The sequence below is a fragment of the Streptomyces sp. NPDC002838 genome (assembly GCF_040295365.1).
In the GTDB taxonomy this organism is placed as follows: domain Bacteria; phylum Actinomycetota; class Actinomycetes; order Streptomycetales; family Streptomycetaceae; genus Streptomyces.
This window is the reverse complement of sequence record NZ_JBEOVF010000167.1, coordinates 1-1,058: the sequence shown is the minus strand read 5'-3', so window position 1 is coordinate 1,058 and position 1,058 is coordinate 1. Positions and strand designations below refer to the sequence as shown.

Here is a 1,058-nt window from a genome sequence, read left to right as displayed (position 1 = left end):
AATAAAACAAGTCGGATCTAAAATTTTTGGGCTTTAAAATTTAAGAGCGGACTTTTTTATTTGAGATTTGAAAAAACTCTATTTTTTACTTTGTAAAAAATAATGCTCCTGTCGTTGAGCAAACCAACGAAAAAGCACTAAAGAAATTGAAAAATGAATTTTTCACTCCCTTTAATGCTTGAAGCTCATGTTTTGCCTTTTAAGCCCTCTTAAATGGTTTTGAGTAGAATTATGCCACTTGAATAATAAAAAGCCTAAAATCTCATTTTATAGGCTTTTTGTCACTTCCAAAATTGATACCATTTTTTAGAAACTTGATTATTTAATTGTTCTTGTCCTTTTATTTTATCATTCAAGGCTCTTATTTGCTCTTTAAGCGTTTCTAATTCCTCTTGCGGTTGACTATTCGCCTGTTCCTCTTTTGTGTCCTGTGAGGGCATTTTAAGGGCTTTTAAGTCATTGATTTCTGACTTGTATTCTTCTAGCAATTTTTTATCCTGCAAAGCTAACCGTTGTTGCATTTCGTTCTTAAAATACTGTCTGATAAGACTTACTGAATTGTCCTCTAACACAATTTTATTTTTTATTTTTTGAGTTGGGATTGAATTTTTGTTTATTATTCTTGAAATTCTAGTTTTATTAGTGCCTAATTCGTCAGCCAGCTCTTTTATGGTTTTTACATTCTTACTCATGGTCTAATTCCTGCCTTTTAACCGTAGGTAGATATTGCTCGATTGCTTTTTTCAGATACTTCGCTACATTGCGTTTAGAATAGGCTTCTTGTTTGCTAGATACATAAGACAAGTGGTCTTTGACCCCATTCAAACCTCGTAAGTCTTTCAGTTCGTCATAGAGAGGGTACACGTGTGCTTGTAAGCCTGAAAGAATTTTAGTATCCGTCAAGTCTAGATAAGACAATAAGAAATGTTCCATAAGCAGCTTGGTATACGGACTTTTTAGGGCTTGTACCGTCAGCATGTCTTCGGTTTCTGCTTTACGTGCTTTATCTTCTTGGTAGACTTTATCTTCCAACTTGTAGCTGTTATCGTCTGCTCGAC

2 protein-coding genes are annotated in these 1,058 nt (G+C 34.0%); both read right to left on the bottom strand.

From position 1 onward, the window contains the following. Window positions 1-281: 281 nt before the first annotated feature. Complete coding sequence (locus ABT063_RS52110; protein WP_351069412.1) at window positions 282-692, bottom strand: hypothetical protein; 411 nt, start codon at window positions 690-692, stop codon at window positions 282-284. Beyond that, the coding region (locus ABT063_RS52105) for a hypothetical protein (RefSeq protein WP_502991053.1) at window positions 685-1,058 on the bottom strand (374 nt) is incomplete at its 5' end. The genes ABT063_RS52110 and ABT063_RS52105, both read right to left, overlap by 8 nt.